Origin of the sequence: Burkholderia sp. USMB20 (genome assembly GCF_000949135.2) — a bacterium.
Classification (GTDB): domain Bacteria; phylum Pseudomonadota; class Gammaproteobacteria; order Burkholderiales; family Burkholderiaceae; genus Burkholderia.
This window is the reverse complement of the sequence record NZ_JTAN02000019.1, coordinates 1,116,587-1,132,662: the sequence shown is the minus strand read 5'-3', so window position 1 is coordinate 1,132,662 and position 16,076 is coordinate 1,116,587. Positions and strand designations below refer to the sequence as shown.

15 protein-coding genes and 1 tRNA gene are annotated in these 16,076 nt (G+C 65.6%); 10 read left to right on the top strand and 6 right to left on the bottom strand.

Going from position 1 to position 16,076, the window contains the following annotated elements:
* Positions 1 to 78: 78 nt before the first annotated feature.
* Positions 79 to 155 (bottom strand) — tRNA-Pro (locus PL79_RS29735).
* 148 nt (positions 156 to 303) lie between these two features.
* The gene (locus PL79_RS29730) at positions 304 to 1,299 is read right to left on the bottom strand and encodes a polyprenyl synthetase family protein (RefSeq protein WP_044844218.1); all 996 of its coding nucleotides are present in this window, start codon (positions 1,297 to 1,299) and stop codon (positions 304 to 306) included.
* Positions 1,300 to 1,509: 210 nt separating this feature from the next.
* On the opposite strand from PL79_RS29730, the gene rplU reads away from it, so the two are divergent.
* The 4 genes from rplU (at position 1,510) to proB (ending at position 4,619) form a co-directional block, all read left to right on the top strand.
* On the top strand, positions 1,510 to 1,821 hold the full coding sequence (rplU, locus tag PL79_RS29725; protein WP_006025184.1) for a 50S ribosomal protein L21: 312 nt from the start codon (positions 1,510 to 1,512) through the stop codon (positions 1,819 to 1,821).
* 24 nt (positions 1,822 to 1,845) lie between these two features.
* Entirely contained in the window at positions 1,846 to 2,109 is a 264-nt protein-coding gene (rpmA, locus tag PL79_RS29720) for a 50S ribosomal protein L27 (RefSeq protein ID WP_006476999.1), read from the top strand.
* A gap of 188 nt (positions 2,110 to 2,297) precedes the next feature.
* Complete coding sequence (gene cgtA, locus PL79_RS29715) at positions 2,298 to 3,410, top strand: Obg family GTPase CgtA (protein ID WP_044844217.1); 1,113 nt, start codon at positions 2,298 to 2,300, stop codon at positions 3,408 to 3,410.
* A gap of 90 nt (positions 3,411 to 3,500) precedes the next feature.
* On the top strand, positions 3,501 to 4,619 hold the full coding sequence (proB, locus tag PL79_RS29710; RefSeq protein WP_044844216.1) for a glutamate 5-kinase: 1,119 nt from the start codon (positions 3,501 to 3,503) through the stop codon (positions 4,617 to 4,619).
* Positions 4,620 to 4,721: 102 nt separating this feature from the next.
* Here proB and PL79_RS29705 read toward each other — a convergent pair whose 3' ends face one another.
* Together PL79_RS29705 and PL79_RS29700 are read right to left on the bottom strand one after the other, a co-directional pair.
* Positions 4,722 to 5,330, bottom strand: coding sequence for a CNP1-like family protein (locus PL79_RS29705; protein ID WP_044844215.1), 609 nt, complete (start codon positions 5,328 to 5,330; stop codon positions 4,722 to 4,724).
* 13 nt (positions 5,331 to 5,343) lie between these two features.
* Positions 5,344 to 5,991, bottom strand: a complete 648-nt coding sequence (locus tag PL79_RS29700) for an RNA pyrophosphohydrolase (RefSeq protein WP_044844214.1) — start codon at positions 5,989 to 5,991, stop codon at positions 5,344 to 5,346.
* Between the two features lie 218 nt (positions 5,992 to 6,209).
* Here PL79_RS29700 and PL79_RS29690 point away from each other — a divergent pair, with 218 nt between their 5' ends.
* Positions 6,210 to 7,946 (top strand): proline--tRNA ligase, encoded by a 1,737-nt coding sequence (locus PL79_RS29690; protein WP_044844213.1) that lies wholly within the window; start codon positions 6,210 to 6,212, stop codon positions 7,944 to 7,946.
* A gap of 21 nt (positions 7,947 to 7,967) precedes the next feature.
* Entirely contained in the window at positions 7,968 to 8,576 is a 609-nt protein-coding gene (locus PL79_RS29685) for a MarC family protein (protein ID WP_044844212.1), read from the top strand.
* 85 nt (positions 8,577 to 8,661) lie between these two features.
* Here PL79_RS29685 and PL79_RS29680 read toward each other — a convergent pair whose 3' ends face one another.
* Positions 8,662 to 9,213, bottom strand: a complete 552-nt coding sequence (locus PL79_RS29680) for a hypoxanthine-guanine phosphoribosyltransferase (protein ID WP_044844211.1) — start codon at positions 9,211 to 9,213, stop codon at positions 8,662 to 8,664.
* A gap of 94 nt (positions 9,214 to 9,307) precedes the next feature.
* Positions 9,308 to 10,675 (bottom strand): signal recognition particle protein, encoded by a 1,368-nt coding sequence (gene ffh, locus PL79_RS29675; protein WP_039317379.1) that lies wholly within the window; start codon positions 10,673 to 10,675, stop codon positions 9,308 to 9,310.
* A gap of 90 nt (positions 10,676 to 10,765) precedes the next feature.
* Between ffh and PL79_RS29670 the strand changes: the two genes are divergently transcribed.
* The 4 genes from PL79_RS29670 (at position 10,766) to PL79_RS29655 (ending at position 16,034) form a co-directional block, all read left to right on the top strand.
* Positions 10,766 to 11,659, top strand: a complete 894-nt coding sequence (locus tag PL79_RS29670; protein WP_044844210.1) for a cytochrome C assembly family protein — start codon at positions 10,766 to 10,768, stop codon at positions 11,657 to 11,659.
* Between the two features lie 13 nt (positions 11,660 to 11,672).
* Positions 11,673 to 11,987, top strand: a complete 315-nt coding sequence (locus PL79_RS29665; protein ID WP_044844209.1) for a PP0621 family protein — start codon at positions 11,673 to 11,675, stop codon at positions 11,985 to 11,987.
* On the top strand, positions 11,984 to 12,574 hold the full coding sequence (gene ampD / locus PL79_RS29660) for a 1,6-anhydro-N-acetylmuramyl-L-alanine amidase AmpD (RefSeq protein WP_044844208.1): 591 nt from the start codon (positions 11,984 to 11,986) through the stop codon (positions 12,572 to 12,574). The genes PL79_RS29665 and ampD overlap by 4 nt, the downstream gene beginning before the upstream one ends.
* Positions 12,575 to 13,037: 463 nt before the next feature.
* Complete coding sequence (locus PL79_RS29655; RefSeq protein ID WP_044844207.1) at positions 13,038 to 16,034, top strand: ribonucleoside-diphosphate reductase subunit alpha; 2,997 nt, start codon at positions 13,038 to 13,040, stop codon at positions 16,032 to 16,034.
* The last annotated feature ends 42 nt before the right edge of the window (positions 16,035 to 16,076 follow it).

The following is a 16,076-nucleotide window of genomic DNA, read 5'->3' as shown; positions in this document are numbered from 1 at the left end:
GCGACACGCGCGCTCGCGAGACCAGGCAGAAGAAGGCAAAAAAAAACCGTGCACACGGTGCACGGTTTTTTCAAAATCTGGTCGGGGTGAGAGGATTCGAACCTCCGGCCTCTACGTCCCGAACGTAGCGCTCTACCAGGCTAAGCTACACCCCGATTTTTTGCTCTTCCGACTTCGCCGCTTTCGTTCAGATCGCTGCGTCGTCACAAGCAAGAACGTAACTATAACGATGTTTTTTCGAAAAGGGAATACCTTGATGAAGAAATTTTTCGAAAAGCGGTTCGCGTCGTGATCGCCGCGCGCTTACGACTGTCGCGACGTCGAGTACGAGCACAGCGCGAGCAGGCTTTCCTTGTAGATCGAATCCGGGAACGCGGCGATCGCGGCCGCAGCGGCCTGTGCTTCCTGGCGCGCGCATTCGAGCGTATGGTCGAGCGCGCCCGAACGCGTGATCGCGTCGAAGATCGTGTCGAAGCGATCGGTGCCGCCTTGTTCGATCGCCTCGCGGGCGAGCGCCGACTGCTCGGGCGTGCCGCGTTCGATCAGATAGATGAGCGGCAGCGTCGGCTTGCCTTCACGCAGGTCGTCGCCGGCATTCTTGCCCATCGCCTCGGCCGTGCCCGCGTAGTCGAGCCAGTCGTCCATGATCTGGAATGCGGTGCCGATCCGGCGGCCGTATTCGGCGGCGGCGGCTTCGGTCGGCGCATCGGCGCCGGCGAGCACCGCGCCCAGGCGGGCCGATGCCTCGAACAGCTTCGCCGTCTTGTAGCGGATCACCTGCATGTAGCGCGTCTCGTCGACGTCCGCGTCGTGCATGTTCAGGAGCTGCAGCACTTCGCCTTCGGAAATGATCGTCGTCGCTTCCGACAGGATTTCCATCACGCGCATCTTGCCGACGCCGACCATCATCTCGAACGAACGCGAATAGAGGTAGTCGCCGACCAGCACGCTCGCCGCGTTGCCGAACAGCGCGTTGGCCGTCTGGCGGCCGCGCCGCAGTTCGGATTCGTCGACGACGTCGTCATGCAGCAGCGTGGCCGTGTGGATGAACTCGACGACGGCGGCCAGCACGTGCCGCTGGTGCGACGTCTCGCCGAGCGCGCCGGCGACGAGCAGCAGCAGGGCCGGACGCAGCCGCTTGCCGCCCGCGCCGATGATGTACTCGGCGATCTGGTTGATCAGCAGCACGTCGGACGCGAGGCTTTGCCGGATAACGCGATTCACCTGCTCCATGTCGCTGGCGATCGGGGCGAGCAGGTGGGCGGCGCTGAGGGTGGGGGAGGCGGTGGACGACGACATGATGATCGAAATGGGTGATGCCGCGGATTATAAGTCGAATCCGCGATATGCCGGTCTGTCGGACGTGTCTGCCCGGTGATTTTGGCCGTCCGGCCAGGGCTTGCGGGCGGCAATCGTGGATCGGCTTTGACTTGGGTGCTAAGCCCATGTATAATCACGTGTTTTCCGCGCGTGGTGTGCGGAAAAATTGGATCCAGAGTGAGGTTCTCAATGTACGCGGTCATAAAAACCGGCGGCAAGCAGTACAAGGTTGCCGTTGGCGAAAAACTCAAAGTAGAACAGATACCGGCTGACATTGACGCTGAAATCACGCTCGACCAGGTTCTCGCAGTGGGCGAAGGCGAATCGATTAAGTTCGGTACGCCGCTGGTCAGTGGGGCTTCCGTCAAGGCCACCGTTGTGTCGCACGGTCGTCATGCCAAGGTCACCATCTTCAAGATGCGTCGCCGGAAGCACTACCAAAAGCACGGCGGCCACCGCCAGAACTACACTGAGCTGCGCATCGACGCGATCAACGCGTAAGCGCCTCGGTAAAGGAGCAATCAGATGGCACACAAAAAGGCAGGCGGCTCTTCCCGGAACGGCCGCGACTCCGAGTCGAAACGTCTCGGCGTGAAAGTGTACGGCGGCCAGGCGATCAACGCTGGCGGCATCATCGTGCGTCAGCGCGGTACGCGCATGCACGCTGGCGAGAACGTCGGCATGGGCAAGGATCACACCCTGTTCGCGCTGGTCGACGGTCACGTCAAGTTCGCGACCAAGGGCGCGGACAAGAAGCATCTGGTCATCGTTGTCCCGGCGGCTGCCTAAGTTCAGGCACCCACGGGCTTCGTAGCCGAAAGGCCCCGCAGTCTTCGCGGGGCCTTTTTTTATTTGGCCGCCGGGCGCATGTGCGTGCCGGCGGCTGTCGCGACACTGGCGGGCAATCGGCCGAACGGCAGATTGTTCAAGCGCGCCGGCGCGCGGCACAATAGCGGAAATACTGGTCGGAGTGACGAATGAAGTTCATTGACGAAGCACGAATCGAAGTCATCGCCGGCGACGGAGGCGATGGCAGCGCGTCGATGCGCCGCGAGAAATTCGTTCCGTTCGGCGGGCCGGACGGCGGCGACGGCGGCCGGGGCGGCAACGTCTACGCGATCGCCGACCGCAACATCAACACGCTGATCGACTACCGTTACGCGAAGAAGCACCTGGCGCGCAACGGCGAAAACGGTCGCGGCTCGGATTGCTACGGCAAGGGCGGGGACGACGTCACGCTGCGCATGCCGGTCGGCACGGTCGTGACCGACATGGATACGGGCGAGCTGATCGCCGACCTGACCGAGCACGATCAGCAGGTGATGCTCGCGAAGGGCGGCGCAGGCGGTCTCGGCAACCTGCATTTCAAGTCGAGCACGAACCGCGCGCCGCGCCAGAAAACCGACGGCAAGCCCGGCGAACGGCGCATGCTGCGGCTCGAGCTGAAGGTGCTCGCCGACGTCGGTCTGCTCGGCATGCCGAACGCCGGCAAGTCGACCTTCATCTCGTCGGTGTCGAACGCGAAGCCGAAGATCGCCGACTATCCGTTCACGACGCTCGCGCCGAACCTTGGCGTCGTGCGGGTCGGCCCGAGCAAGAGCTTCGTGATCGCCGATATTCCGGGGCTGATCGAGGGCGCCGCCGAAGGCGCGGGCCTCGGCCACCAGTTCCTGCGACACCTGCAGCGCACCGGCGTGCTGCTGCATCTCGTCGATCTGGCTCCGTTCGACGAAAGCGTCGATCCGGTCGCGGAAGCGACCGCGATCGTCGGCGAGCTGCGCAAGTACGACGAGGCGTTGTACGAGAAGCCGCGCTGGCTCGTCCTCAACAAGCTCGACATGGTGCCGGAAGACGAGCGCGAGGCGCGCGTCGCCGATTTCCTCGACCGTTTCGGCTGGGACGGCCCGGTGTTCGAGATTTCGGCGCTCACGGGCCAGGGCTGCGAAGCGCTGTGCTACGCGATCTACGATTACCTCGCCGAGCATTCGGACGCGCATCGTGCGGCGGAAGAGGAAGATCTGGCCGCGGACGTGCGGTTCCGCGATGCGCCGCAAGCCGATGGCGGCGCGACGCCCGGCGACGACGCCTGAGCGCGCCCGACACGCACCGGGCATCGCGTCCGGTGCCTGAATTCAATTGCGCCCGGCCGGGCAGGCATCAGATACAGGAGACGGCGCACGATGCGTTCGATCATCGCGGATTCGAAGCGATTGGTGGTGAAGGTGGGCTCCAGCCTCGTGACCAACGACGGCAAGGGGCTCGATCATGCTGCAATCGGCCGCTGGGCGGCCCAGATCGCCGCGCTGCGCGCGCAGGGCAAGGAAGTGGTGCTCGTCAGTTCGGGCGCGATTGCCGAAGGGATGCAGCGGCTCGGCTGGAGCAAGCGTCCGCGCGAGATCGACGAGCTGCAGGCTGCCGCCGCGGTCGGCCAGATGGGGCTCGCGCAAGTCTATGAAAGCCGCTTTACCGAGCACGATATCCGCACCGCGCAGATCCTGCTGACGCACGCCGACCTGGCCGATCGCGAGCGCTACCTGAATGCGCGCTCGACGCTGCTCACGCTGCTGCGGCTCGGCGTCGTGCCGATCATCAACGAGAACGACACGGTCGTCACCGACGAAATCAAGTTTGGCGACAACGACACGCTCGGCGCGCTCGTCGCGAACCTGATCGAAGGCGATGCGCTGATCATCCTGACCGACCAGACGGGCTTGTTCACCGCCGATCCGCGCAAGGATCCGAATGCGACGCTGGTCGCGGAAGCCAGCGCGGGCGCGCCGGAGCTCGAGGCGATGGCCGGCGGCGCAGGCTCGAGCCTCGGCCGCGGCGGGATGCTGACGAAGATCCTCGCGGCGAAGCGCGCGGCGCACAGCGGCGCGAACACCGTGATCGCGAGCGGCCGCGAAGCCGACGTGCTGGTGCGGCTGGCGGCGGGCGAGGCGATCGGCACGCAGCTGATCGCGCGCACCGCGCGGATGGCCGCGCGCAAGCAATGGATGGCCGATCACCTGCAGGTGCGCGGGCACGTCGTGATCGACGCGGGCGCGGTCGAGAAGCTGACGGCCGGCGGCAAGAGCCTGCTGCCGATCGGCGTGACTGGCGTGCAGGGCGCGTTTGCTCGCGGCGAGGTGATCGCGTGTGTCGGCCCCGACGGGCGTGAAGTGGCGCGCGGCCTCACGAACTACAGCAGCGCGGAAACGAAGCTGATTCACCGCAAGCCGAGCGGCGAGATCGAGACGGTGCTCGGCTACATGCTGGAGCCGGAGCTGATTCACCGCGACAACCTCGTGCTCGTGTGACCGTTCGGCCAGGCGCCGCGAGACAACAAAAAGCCCGCATCGCGCGGGCTTTTTGTTGTGACGAAGCGAAACGAGGCCGGGCAGCCGGCCTCGGTTGCGCGGTCAGCGCAGCTGGCTCATCGCGGTGCGATGGAACTTGATGTTCTCGAGGATCTGCTGGGTCGTGCCCTGCGGCATCTTGTTCGCGCAGAAATAGTCCTGGTACAGCGCCGAGTGGTACGCGTTCAGCTCGCCGTTCTCGATGCGACGCCAGTCGTTCTCGACCGTGCGGTCCCAGCCGTCGTGATCCGAATTCAGGCCTGCATACTGACGCCATTCGTAGGTGTCGCAACGGATGCCTTCGTAGTTCACGTTGCGCGCGCCGGCCGGGCTCGTGATGACGACTGCGTAGCGCACGACGCCGTCGCTGCCGACCGCGAGCGACTTCGCATCGACGGAGAACTTGAGCGGCGTGTTCTGCGACACGTTGAACGGCAGCAGATCGCCCGCTTGCGGCAGCGGCGGCAGCGTGTCGACCGGGTTTTCCTTCCAGTTGCCCTGGCGGTCCAGCAGATACACGAACTCGCTGTCATCCTTGTTGGTCGGCGTCTTCGAATTCGCGCAACCGGCCAGCGTGGCCGCCGCGACGATCGATGCGAGCGCGAGAGCAATCGCTTTCAATATGCATTCCTCGTAAAAAAAGGGCGCGACACCAAGGTCGCGCCCGGTCATGCAGTCCGACTCGTCATTTGCCGACGATCACGCGGGGCGGCATCTCGTCGAGCGTGCTCGCCTCCACTTCGATCTCCGAACAGACCACCGATGTGTCGACAATCGTCAGCGTCTGCTGGGCCTGCGCGCCGATGACGCGCGGATAGCGCGACAGACGCGGCCCACGCGGCTTTTCGGCTCGCTGCGCCGGGCGGCGCAGGAAGCGCGACAGTTCCGTCAGCGCCAACTGATAGACATCCCGCTTGAACTCGATCACCGCATCGAGCGGCACCCAGTACTCGTTCCAGCGCCACGCATCGAACTCCGGGTGGTCGGTCGCGCGCAAGCAAATGTCGCAATCGCGTCCGACCATCCGCAGAAGGAACCAGATCTGCTTCTGGCCGCGGTAATGTCCGCGTACTTCGCGTTTGATGAACTTGTCAGGCACCTCGTAACGCAACCAGTCGCGAGTGCGGCCGATTATCTTGACGTGTTCCGGGTGCAGGCCCGTCTCCTCGTGCAGTTCCCGGTACATCGCCTGCATGGGGGTCTCGCCGTACTTGATCCCACCTTGAGGAAACTGCCAGGAATGCTCGCGGAGCCGCTTGCCCCAAAACACCTCGTTGCGCGCGTTCAAGAGGATGATGCCGACGTTCGGGCGAAAGCCTTCACGATCCAGCATACAACCACCTTCGAATCCTTTAAAATTGCTTTGATTATAAACAGATAACGGGCGCTGCGCACCGTGACGGAGCGAAACCGCGCGGGGTACACCGGCTGAATTGTCCCTGATTTGTCTGCTAAGTCATCTGCGCCATCGTCGTTCGTCGCGCGCAGCTTTTTCACCTTGAAACTTTTTCGGGCGCCCCGCCTGGGGGCGCCGTATTTGGAACCGTCCGCATGAAAGCTTCCCGTTTCTTTATCGGCACCCTCAAAGAAGCACCGGCCGACGCAGAGATCGTCAGCCACAAGCTGATGGTGCGCGCCGGCATGATCCGTCGCGTCGCCGGCGGCATCTACAACTACCTGCCGGTCGGCCTGCGTTCGATTCGCAAGGTCGAGGCGATCGTGCGCGAGGAAATGAACCGGGCAGGCGCCATCGAGCTGCTGATGCCGGCCGTGCAACCGGCCGAGCTGTGGCAGGAATCGGGCCGCTGGGAGCAGTACGGCCCCGAGCTGCTGCGCTTCAAGGACCGCAAGGACAACGACTTCGTGATCGGGCCGACGCACGAGGAAGTCATCACCGACATCGCGCGCAACCAGATCAAGAGCTACCGGCAGATGCCGGTGAACTTCTACCAGATCCAGACGAAGTTCCGCGACGAGATCCGTCCGCGCTTCGGCGTGATGCGCGGCCGCGAGTTCATCATGAAGGACGCGTATTCGTTCGACAAGGACGCGGCCGGCCTGAACGAGTCGTATCGCAAGATGTACGACGCATACGTGCGCATCTTCACGCGCCTCGGCCTCGAGTTCCGCGCGGTTGCGGCCGACAGCGGCTCGATCGGCGGCAACTTTTCGCACGAGTTCCACGTGATCGCCGATACCGGCGAGGATGCGATCGCCTACTGCCCGACGTCCGACTTCGCGGCGAACGTCGAGGCGGCCGAAGCGCTGCCGCTGATCGCCGAACGCGCGGCACCCGCCGAAGCGATGGAAAAGGTCGCGACGCCCGGCAAGGCGAAGTGCGAGGCCGTCGCCGAACTGCTGTCGATCCCGCTCGAGCGCACGATCAAGTCGATCGTGCTCGCCACCGACAACGAAGGCGCCGAGCCGACCATCTGGCTCGTGATGCTGCGCGGCGACCACGACCTGAACGAGATCAAGGTGTCGAAGCTGCCGGGGCTGAAGAACCACCGCTTCGCGACCGAGCAGGAAATCGTCGAGTGGTTCGGCACGCCGCCGGGCTACCTCGGCCCGGTCGGCACGAAGAAGCCGGTGAAGGTGATCGCCGATCGCACGGTCGCGAACATGAGCGATTTCGTCGTCGGCGCGAACGAGGTCGACTATCACATCGCCGGCGTGAACTGGGGCCGCGACCTGCCGGAGCCGGACGTCGCCGACGTGCGCAACGTGAAGAAGGGCGATCCGTCGCCGGACGGCAAGGGTGAGATCGACATCTGCCGCGGCATCGAAGTCGGCCACGTGTTCCAGCTCGGCACGAAGTACTCGGAAGCGATGGGCGCGACCTTCCTCGACGAGTCGGGCAAGCCGCAGCCGATGCTGATGGGCTGCTACGGCGTCGGCGTCACGCGCATTCTCGGCGCGGCGATCGAACAGAACTTCGACGAGCGCGGCATCATCTGGCCCGAGTCGATCGCGCCGTTCGAAGTCGTGCTGTGCCCGATGGGCTACGATCGCAGCGACATGGTCCGCGAGGCCGCCGACAAGCTGTACGCGGAACTGGCCGCGGCCGGCATCGACGTGATCCTCGACGATCGCGGCGAGCGCCCGGGCGTGATGTTTGCCGACTGGGAATTGATCGGCGTGCCGCATCGCCTGGTGATCGGCGAGCGCGGCCTGAAGGAAGGCAAGATCGAGTATCAGGGCCGCCGCGACGCCGAGGCGACGCTGCTGCCGGCCGACGCGGCCGCGGCGACGGTGACGGAGAAGATCCGCGCCGCGCTCGCGCGCTAAGCGCTTCGACCGGAGGACACGGTGGAATACACCTTCCTGTCGGCCACCGTGCTCCTCGTGCTGATCACGGATCCGCTCGGCAACATCCCGCTGTTCATCACGGCAATGCGGGACGTGCCGCGCGAGCGGCGCGTGAAGCTGATCCTGCGTGAAGTCGGGATCGCGTTCGTGATCCTGCTGTTCTTCATGGTGGTCGGCGACCGCTTCCTGCGGATGATGAACCTCACCGACCTGTCGCTGCGGCTCGGCGGCGGGATCGTGCTGTTCCTGATCGCGCTGCGGATGATCTTCCCGCATCCGGACGGCGCGCTCGGCAGCGATCCGCGCGCCGGCGGTGAACCGTTCATCGTGCCGCTCGCGATTCCCGCGCTGGCCGGGCCGTCCGCGCTCGCGACGGTGATGCTGCTGACGTCGCAGGCGCCGGGCAAGATGTTCGAGTGGGTCGGCGCGCTGACGGTCACGATGATCGTCTGCGCGATCACGCTGGTGCTGGCCGAACGGATCCAGCAGTGGCTCGGCGAGCGGACCGTCGCCGCGTTCGAGCGGCTGATGGGTCTCGTGCTCGTCGCGATCTCGGTCGAGATGCTGCTCGCCGGCATCAAGGCGTTCGTGCACCAGCTGCAGATGTAACGCATCGGTGCGTACCGACGAAAAAAAGCGGCGCTCCGGGTAACCGGAGCGCCGCTTTCCATTTATATAGCGGGCAGGGCGGCGATCAGACGTTCGCGGTCAGCGCACGGATCGTCGGCAGGTTGCGCCAGTAGCCCTTGGCGTCCATCCCGCAGCCGAACACGTAGCGGTCGGGCACCGAGAAGCCGCAGAAGTCGGGATGCAGCGGTTTCGCTTTCGTGAGCGTCTTCTCGCACAGCACGGCGGACATGAAGCGCTTCGCGCCCATGTCGAGGATGCGGTCGCGGATCGCGGCCATCGTCTCGCCTTCGTCGAGGATGTCGTCGAGCACGAGCACGATGCGGTCCTTCACCGATTCGCGCGGCGCGACGCGCCAGTGCATCTCCGGGCTGCCCTGCGTCGTGTTGCGGTAGCGGGTCAGGTGGATGTAGTCGAATTCCAGCGGGAAATCGAGATGCGGCAGCAGCATCCCGGTAAACACCGCGGCGCCGCCCATCACCGAGAGGACGAGCGGGAACGCGTCGCCGATCTCGGCGCGGATCGCTTCGGCCATCCGGGCGATCGACGCGTTGACGGCGTCCGCCGAGACGATCTCTTCGGAGTGTTCGAAAATGTGGAGGGCTTCTTCGCGGTTCATGAGTTCTGGCGGGCAGTCGGTATACAAATAAGAATGAAGCAGAACGGCTGGCGCGCGCTACGGCAAAAACCCGCGCGCCGGCCGACGGGCGGAATCAGCGCATGCCGGGCATCATGCCCTTCAGGCCGCGCATCATCTTCTGCATGTTGCCGCCCTTCAGCTTCTTCATCATCGTACGCATCTGGTCGTACTGGTTCAGCATCCGGTTGACTTCCTGCACCGGCACGCCCGCGCCGGCTGCAATGCGGCGCTTGCGCGTCGCCTTGATGATTTCGGGTTTGGCGCGCTCGGCGGGCGTCATCGAGCTGATGATGCCTTCCATCCGGCGGATCGACTTCTCGGCCTGGCCCATGTCGGCGCCGGCCGCCGCCTGCTGGAACTGCGCGGGCAGCTTGTCCATCAGCGACGACAGGCCGCCCATGTTCTTCATCTGCGAGATCTGCGCGCGGAAATCGTTCAGGTCGAAGTCGCCGCCTTTCTTGACCTTGTCGGCGAGCTTCTGCGCGGCCTGCACGTCGACGCCGCGCTGCGCTTCCTCGACGAGCGCGAGGATGTCGCCCATGCCGAGGATCCGGTTCGCCATCCGGTCCGGGTGGAACACCTCGAGGCCGTCGAGCTTCTCGGCGACGCCGACGAACTTGATCGGCTTGCCCGTGATGTGGCGCACCGACAGCGCGGCACCGCCGCGCGAATCGCCGTCGAGCTTGGTCAGCACGACGCCGGTGAGCGGCAGCGTGTCGTTGAACGCCTTCGCGGTGTTGACCGCGTCCTGGCCGAGCATCGCGTCGACGACGAACAGCGTTTCGGCCGGCTTCAGCGTGCCGTGCAGCGCGGCGATTTCCTGCATCATCGCCTCGTCGATACCGAGGCGGCCGGCCGTGTCGACGATCAGCACGTCATGGTAGTGGCGCTTCGCCCAGTCGACGGCCGCGAGTGCGATGTCGACGGGCTTCTGGTCCGGCGTCGACGGGAAGAAATCGGCGCCGACCTGTTCGCTCACCGTTTTCAGCTGCATGATGGCGGCCGGGCGATACACGTCGCACGACACCGTCAGCACCTTCTTCTTGTACTTCTCGCGCAAGAGTTTCGCGAGCTTGCCGGCGGTCGTGGTCTTGCCGGCGCCCTGCAGGCCGGCCATCAGGATCACGGCGGGCGGCGTGACCGCGAGGTTCAGCTCGGCGGCCTTGCCTTCGTAGTCGCCGCCGATCACGGCGGTCAGTTCCTTCTGGACCACGCCGACGAGCGCCTGGCCCGGCGACAGGCTGCTGATCACTTCCTCGCCGAGCGCCTTTTCCTTGACCTTGGCGATGAATTCGCGGACGACCGGCAGCGCGACGTCGGCTTCCAGCAACGCGAGACGCACCTCGCGGAGCATCTCCTGGGTGTTCGCCTCGGTAAGCCGGGCCTCGCCGCGCAGCGTCTTGACGACGCGCGCCATCCGTTGAGTGAGATTGTCGAGCATGGGGAGCGATGGACAGTGGGGCCCGAAGGCGCAACGGAACCGTACAAAAGGGAGCCGTCGCGGGAAGGGGGCCTAGTGTAAACTTCGAACATGGATATTGTACTGTATGCCCTCACCGCATTCCTGTACGGCGGCCTCGCCGTCGCAGGCTGGCGCACGCACCGCCAGGGTGCGACGCCGCTCGTCGCGAGCGTGCCGGCCGTGCCGGTGCCGGCGTCCGCCGCGTCGGGAATGAGCGGCGCCGGCCGCGCGCTGCTGTTCGCGGCGCTCGTCGCGCACGGCGTGCTGCTGCACACGACGATCTTCCCGCACGACGCGATGGTCTTCGGCTTCGCGTTCGCGCTGTCCGCGATGTTCTGGCTCGGCGCCGGCATCTACTGGATCGAGAGCTTCTTCTTCCCGCTCGACAGCCTGCGCCTGCTCGTGCTGCCGCTCGCGTGCGGCGCGTCGCTGCTGCCGCTCGTGTTCGGCGGCGTGCGGGTGCTGCCTTATGCCGCAGCGCCGCTGTTCAAGATGCACTTCCTGATCGCGAACATCGCGTACGGCCTTTTCGCGATCGCCGCGCTGCACGCGGTCCTGATGCTGATGGTCGAGCGGCGCCTGCAGTCGCTGAGGAGCGGCGGGCGCGACGGCTCGACCGGCTGGATCGCGAGCTGGCTCGAAACGCTGCCGCCGCTGCTCACGCTCGAGAAGCTGCTGTTCCGCCTGATCGCCGCCGGCTTCGTGCTGCTGACGCTGACGCTCGCGTCGGGGATCCTGTTCAGCGAGCAGGTCGATGCACGCGCGCTGCGGCTCGATCACAAGACCGTGTTCGCGGTGCTGTCGTGGCTGATGTTCGGCGGCCTGCTGGTCGCCCACAAGACGTCGGGCTGGCGCGGGCGCGGCGCGGCGCGCTGGGTGCTCGTGTCGTTTGCCGCGCTGCTGCTCGCGTATGTCGGCAGCCGGTTCGTTTTCGAGGTGCTGCTGCACCGCTCCGTGGTTTGAACGCAGGTTTCCGATGCGACAGATTCTTCTCCTGATTCTTCTCTTCTTCGCGGGTTCGTGGCTCACGCGCAAGCTGCGCCAGGCCCAGGAGCACGCGCAGGCGCGCACTGGTCGCGGCGGCGGCAATGACGGCGCACCGGGTCCCGGCGCCGGGGCGGCACGCCCGAACGGCGACGCGCGCTCGCTGCCCGAACCGATGGTGCGTTGCGCCGAGTGCGGCGTGCATACGCCGCAGGGCGACGCCGTCGCCGCGGGCGGCGAATACTTCTGCAGCACCGAGCACGCGCAGCGCCACGACGCACACGCGAGCGGCCACGACGCCCGATGAGCGACGCAGCACTGCTGTCGGTCGACGCGAACGGCTGGGTGCGCGAAGCGCGCCACGCGCCGTCGCCGAATTTCGAGGCGCGGCCCGCGGGCGCGGTGCCGACGCTCGTCGTCGTCCACAACATCAGCCTGCCGCCCGGCGAGTTCGGCGGCGATGCGATCGAGGCGCTGTTCCTGAATCGCCTCGATTGCGATACGCACCCCTATTACCAGCGTCACCTGCGCGACGTGCGCGTGTCCGCGCACTTCCTGATCCGCCGCGACGGCGAACTCGTGCAGTTCGTGTCGTGCGACGAGCGTGCATGGCATGCGGGCGCGTCCGAGTTCTTCGGCCGGCCGCGCTGCAACGACTTCTCGATCGGCATCGAACTCGAAGGTGCGGACGACGTGCCGTTCGACGCGGCGCAGTACGCGACGCTCGGGGTGCTCGCACGCACGCTCGCCGCGCGCTACCCGATCGATGCGGTGGCCGGGCATTCCGACCTCGCGCCGGGCCGCAAGACCGACCCGGGTCCGCACTTCGATTGGCAACGCTTCGCGAGCGATGCCGGGTTTTCCGCCGAATACTTTCCTTTCCGTCAGCACTGATCGCAGGGTTTTTGAGCGGGCGAAATTTTTTTTTCCGACCAATGCCTTGTCGCGTCTGCCCGTCCGGGCGGCCGGGTTGATGTCAATACCTCCGGCGAAAATTCTCCGTTTTGATGTCGCCGGAATGTCCACTATACTTGGTGCCAGTTGAGCGGTTCTGTACTAGATATAGTGTGTGTCGCAGGGGAAACCCGAGCGGCACCGGCCGGCGGGCAACGCCGGCGGCCAGGGTTCTCAGTGCGGCGCGCCAGGCCGGGCGGTCCGGGCGTCGCAATCAAGCGCAGCGAACTTCGACGGGGCAGCGTACACATGACGAAGCACACGACCGGATCGGTTGTCGCGCATCGACCGAACCGGCTTCCCCGACGCATCGCTCGCCTCTTACCGCTCGCGCATCCGATAGCGCAGCGTTCGTTTTAATCCGCGGTTCTCTCCGCACCATCCAACACCAGGAGCTTTGCACATGCAAACCACCGACAACGCGACGTCCCAGTACGAGAGCGCCTCGAGCCGTCCGCTCGGCGGGACCGAACAGGGCGCGCAGGCGCTCGCGCCGCAGGCCACGTTCGCCGACTACAAGGTGATCCGCCGCAACGGCAGCGTGGTGTCGTTCGAGCCTTCGAAGATCGCGATTGCGGTGACCAAGGCTTTCCTGGCCGTCAATGGCGGGCAGGGCGCGGCATCGGCACGCGTACGCGAACTCGTCGAGCAGCTCACGCACAACGTCGTGCGCGCGCTCGTGCGCAGCCGTCCGAACGGCGGTACGTTCCATATCGAAGACATCCAGGACCAGGTCGAACTCGCGCTGATGCGCGGCGGCGAGCACAACGTCGCGCGTGCGTACGTGCTGTATCGCGAGAAGCGTCACCTCGAGCGCCAGCATGCGGGCGAGGAAGCAGCGGCAGCGGGCGGCGAGTCGAGCACCGGCATCAACGTCGTCGACAACGGCGTCACGCGCCCGCTCGACCTGAACGCACTGCGCGCGCTGATCGTGTCGGCATGCGACGGTCTCGGCGCTGCGGTTAACCCTGACCCGATCGTCGCGGAAACGGTGAAGAACCTGTACGACGGCGTGCCGATGAGCCAGGTCTACGACTCGGCGATCCTCGCTGCGCGCACGATGATCGAAAAGGATCCGGCATACAGCCAGGTCACGGCCCGCATCCTGCTGCACACGATCCGTCGCGAGATCCTCGGCGAGGAAGTGGTCCAGGCCGAGATGTCGGCCCGCTACGCGGAATACTTCCCGCAGTTCCTGAAGCGCGGCGTCGACGCCGGCCTGCTCGACGACAAGCTGCTTCAGTTCGACCTGAAGCGTCTGGGCGAAGCGCTCGACGCGAACCGCGACCTGCAGTTCGGCTACCTCGGCCTGCAGACGCTGTACGACCGCTACTTCCTGCACGTCGACGGCAGCCGCATCGAAATGCCGCAGGCATTCTTCATGCGCGTCGCGATGGGCCTGTCGCTGAACGAGATCGACCGCGAAACGCGCGCGATCGAGTTCTACAACGTGCTGTCGAGCTTCGACTTCATGAGCTCGACGCCGACGCTGTTCAACTCGGGCACGCACCGCTCGCAGCTGTCGTCGTGCTACCTGACGACGGTCGCGGACGATCTCGACGGCATCTATGAAGCGCTGAAGGAAAACGCGCTGCTGTCGAAGTTCGCCGGCGGTCTCGGCAACGACTGGACCCGCGTGCGCGCACTCGGCTCGCATATCAAGGGCACGAACGGCAAGTCGCAAGGCGTGGTCCCGTTCCTGAAGGTCGTCAACGACACGGCCGTCGCGGTCAACCAGGGCGGCAAGCGCAAGGGCGCGGTGTGCGCGTACCTCGAATCGTGGCACCTCGACATCGAGGAGTTCCTCGAGCTGCGCAAGAACACCGGCGACGATCGCCGCCGTACGCACGACATGAACACGGCGAACTGGATTCCCGACCTGTTCATGAAGCGCGTGATGGAAGGCGCCGACTGGACGCTGTTCTCGCCGTCGACCTGCCCGGACCTGCACGACAAGTTCGGCGCGGAGTTCGAGGCGGCTTACACGGCTTACGAAGACAAGGTTGCGCGCGGCGAGATCAAGCTGTTCAAGAAGATCCCGGCGCAGCAGCTCTGGCGCAAGATGCTCGGCATGCTGTTCGAGACGGGCCACCCGTGGATCACGTTCAAGGATCCGTGCAACGTGCGCTCGCCGCAGCAGCACGTCGGCGTTGTCCACTCGTCGAACCTGTGCACGGAAATCACGCTGAACACGAGCGACACCGAAATCGCGGTGTGCAACCTCGGCTCCGTGAACCTCGTCGCCCACCTGGTGAAGCAGGCCGACGGCAGCTACGCGCTCGACCACGACAAGCTGAAGCGCACGATCAGCGTCGCGATGCGCATGCTCGACAACGTGATCGACATCAACTACTACGCGGTGCCGAAGGCGCGTAACTCGAACCTGAAGCACCGTCCGGTCGGCATGGGCATCATGGGCTTCCAGGACTGCCTGCACCTGCTGCGCACGCCGTACGCGTCGGAAGCGGCGGTCGAGTTCGCCGATCGTTCGATGGAAGCGGTCTGCTACTACGCGTACTACGCGTCGACCGAGCTGGCCGAGGAACGCGGCCGCTACTCGAGCTACCGCGGCTCGCTCTGGGATCGCGGCATCCTCCCGCAGGACACGCTGAAGCTGCTGACGGAAGCGCGTGGCGGCTACGTCGAGGTCGACACGTCCGAGTCGCTCGACTGGACGACGCTGCGTTCGCGGATCGCGGCGCACGGCATGCGCAACTCGAACTGCGTCGCGATCGCGCCGACGGCGACGATCTCGAACATCATCGGCGTGTCGGCATGCATCGAGCCGACCTTCCAGAACCTGTACGTGAAGTCGAACCTGTCGGGCGAATTCACGGTGGTCAACGAGTACCTCGTCCGCGACCTGAAGGAACGCGGCCTGTGGGACGAAGTGATGGTCGCCGACCTGAAGTACTTCGACGGCATGCTGTCGCGCATCGACCGAATCCCGGCCGACCTGCGCGCGATCTACGCGACCGCGTTCGAAGTCGACCCGACGTGGCTGGTCGAAGCGGCATCGCGTCGCCAGAAGTGGATCGACCAGGCGCAGTCGCTGAACATCTACATGGGCGGCGCGTCGGGCAAGAAGCTCGACGAGGTCTACAAGCTCGCCTGGTTGCGCGGTCTGAAGACGACCTACTACCTCCGCACGATGGCGGCGACGCACGTCGAGAAGTCGACGGTCGCACACGGCGCGCTGAACGCAGTGCCGACGAGCGGCGGCTCGAGCAGCGGCGGCGCGCAAGGCGCGGCAGGCGGCTTCGGTGCAGCGGGCGGCGCAGCGTCGTCGTCGGGCGCAGTCGACGCGGCACCGGCACTCGCACCGGTCGAAGCGGACGGTCCGGTATGCACGATGCGCCCGGGCGATCCCGGCTTCGACGAGTGCGAAGCCTGCCAGTAACGCGGCGCGCATGACCTGAAGAAGGTTCGGGCGGCGCGCACG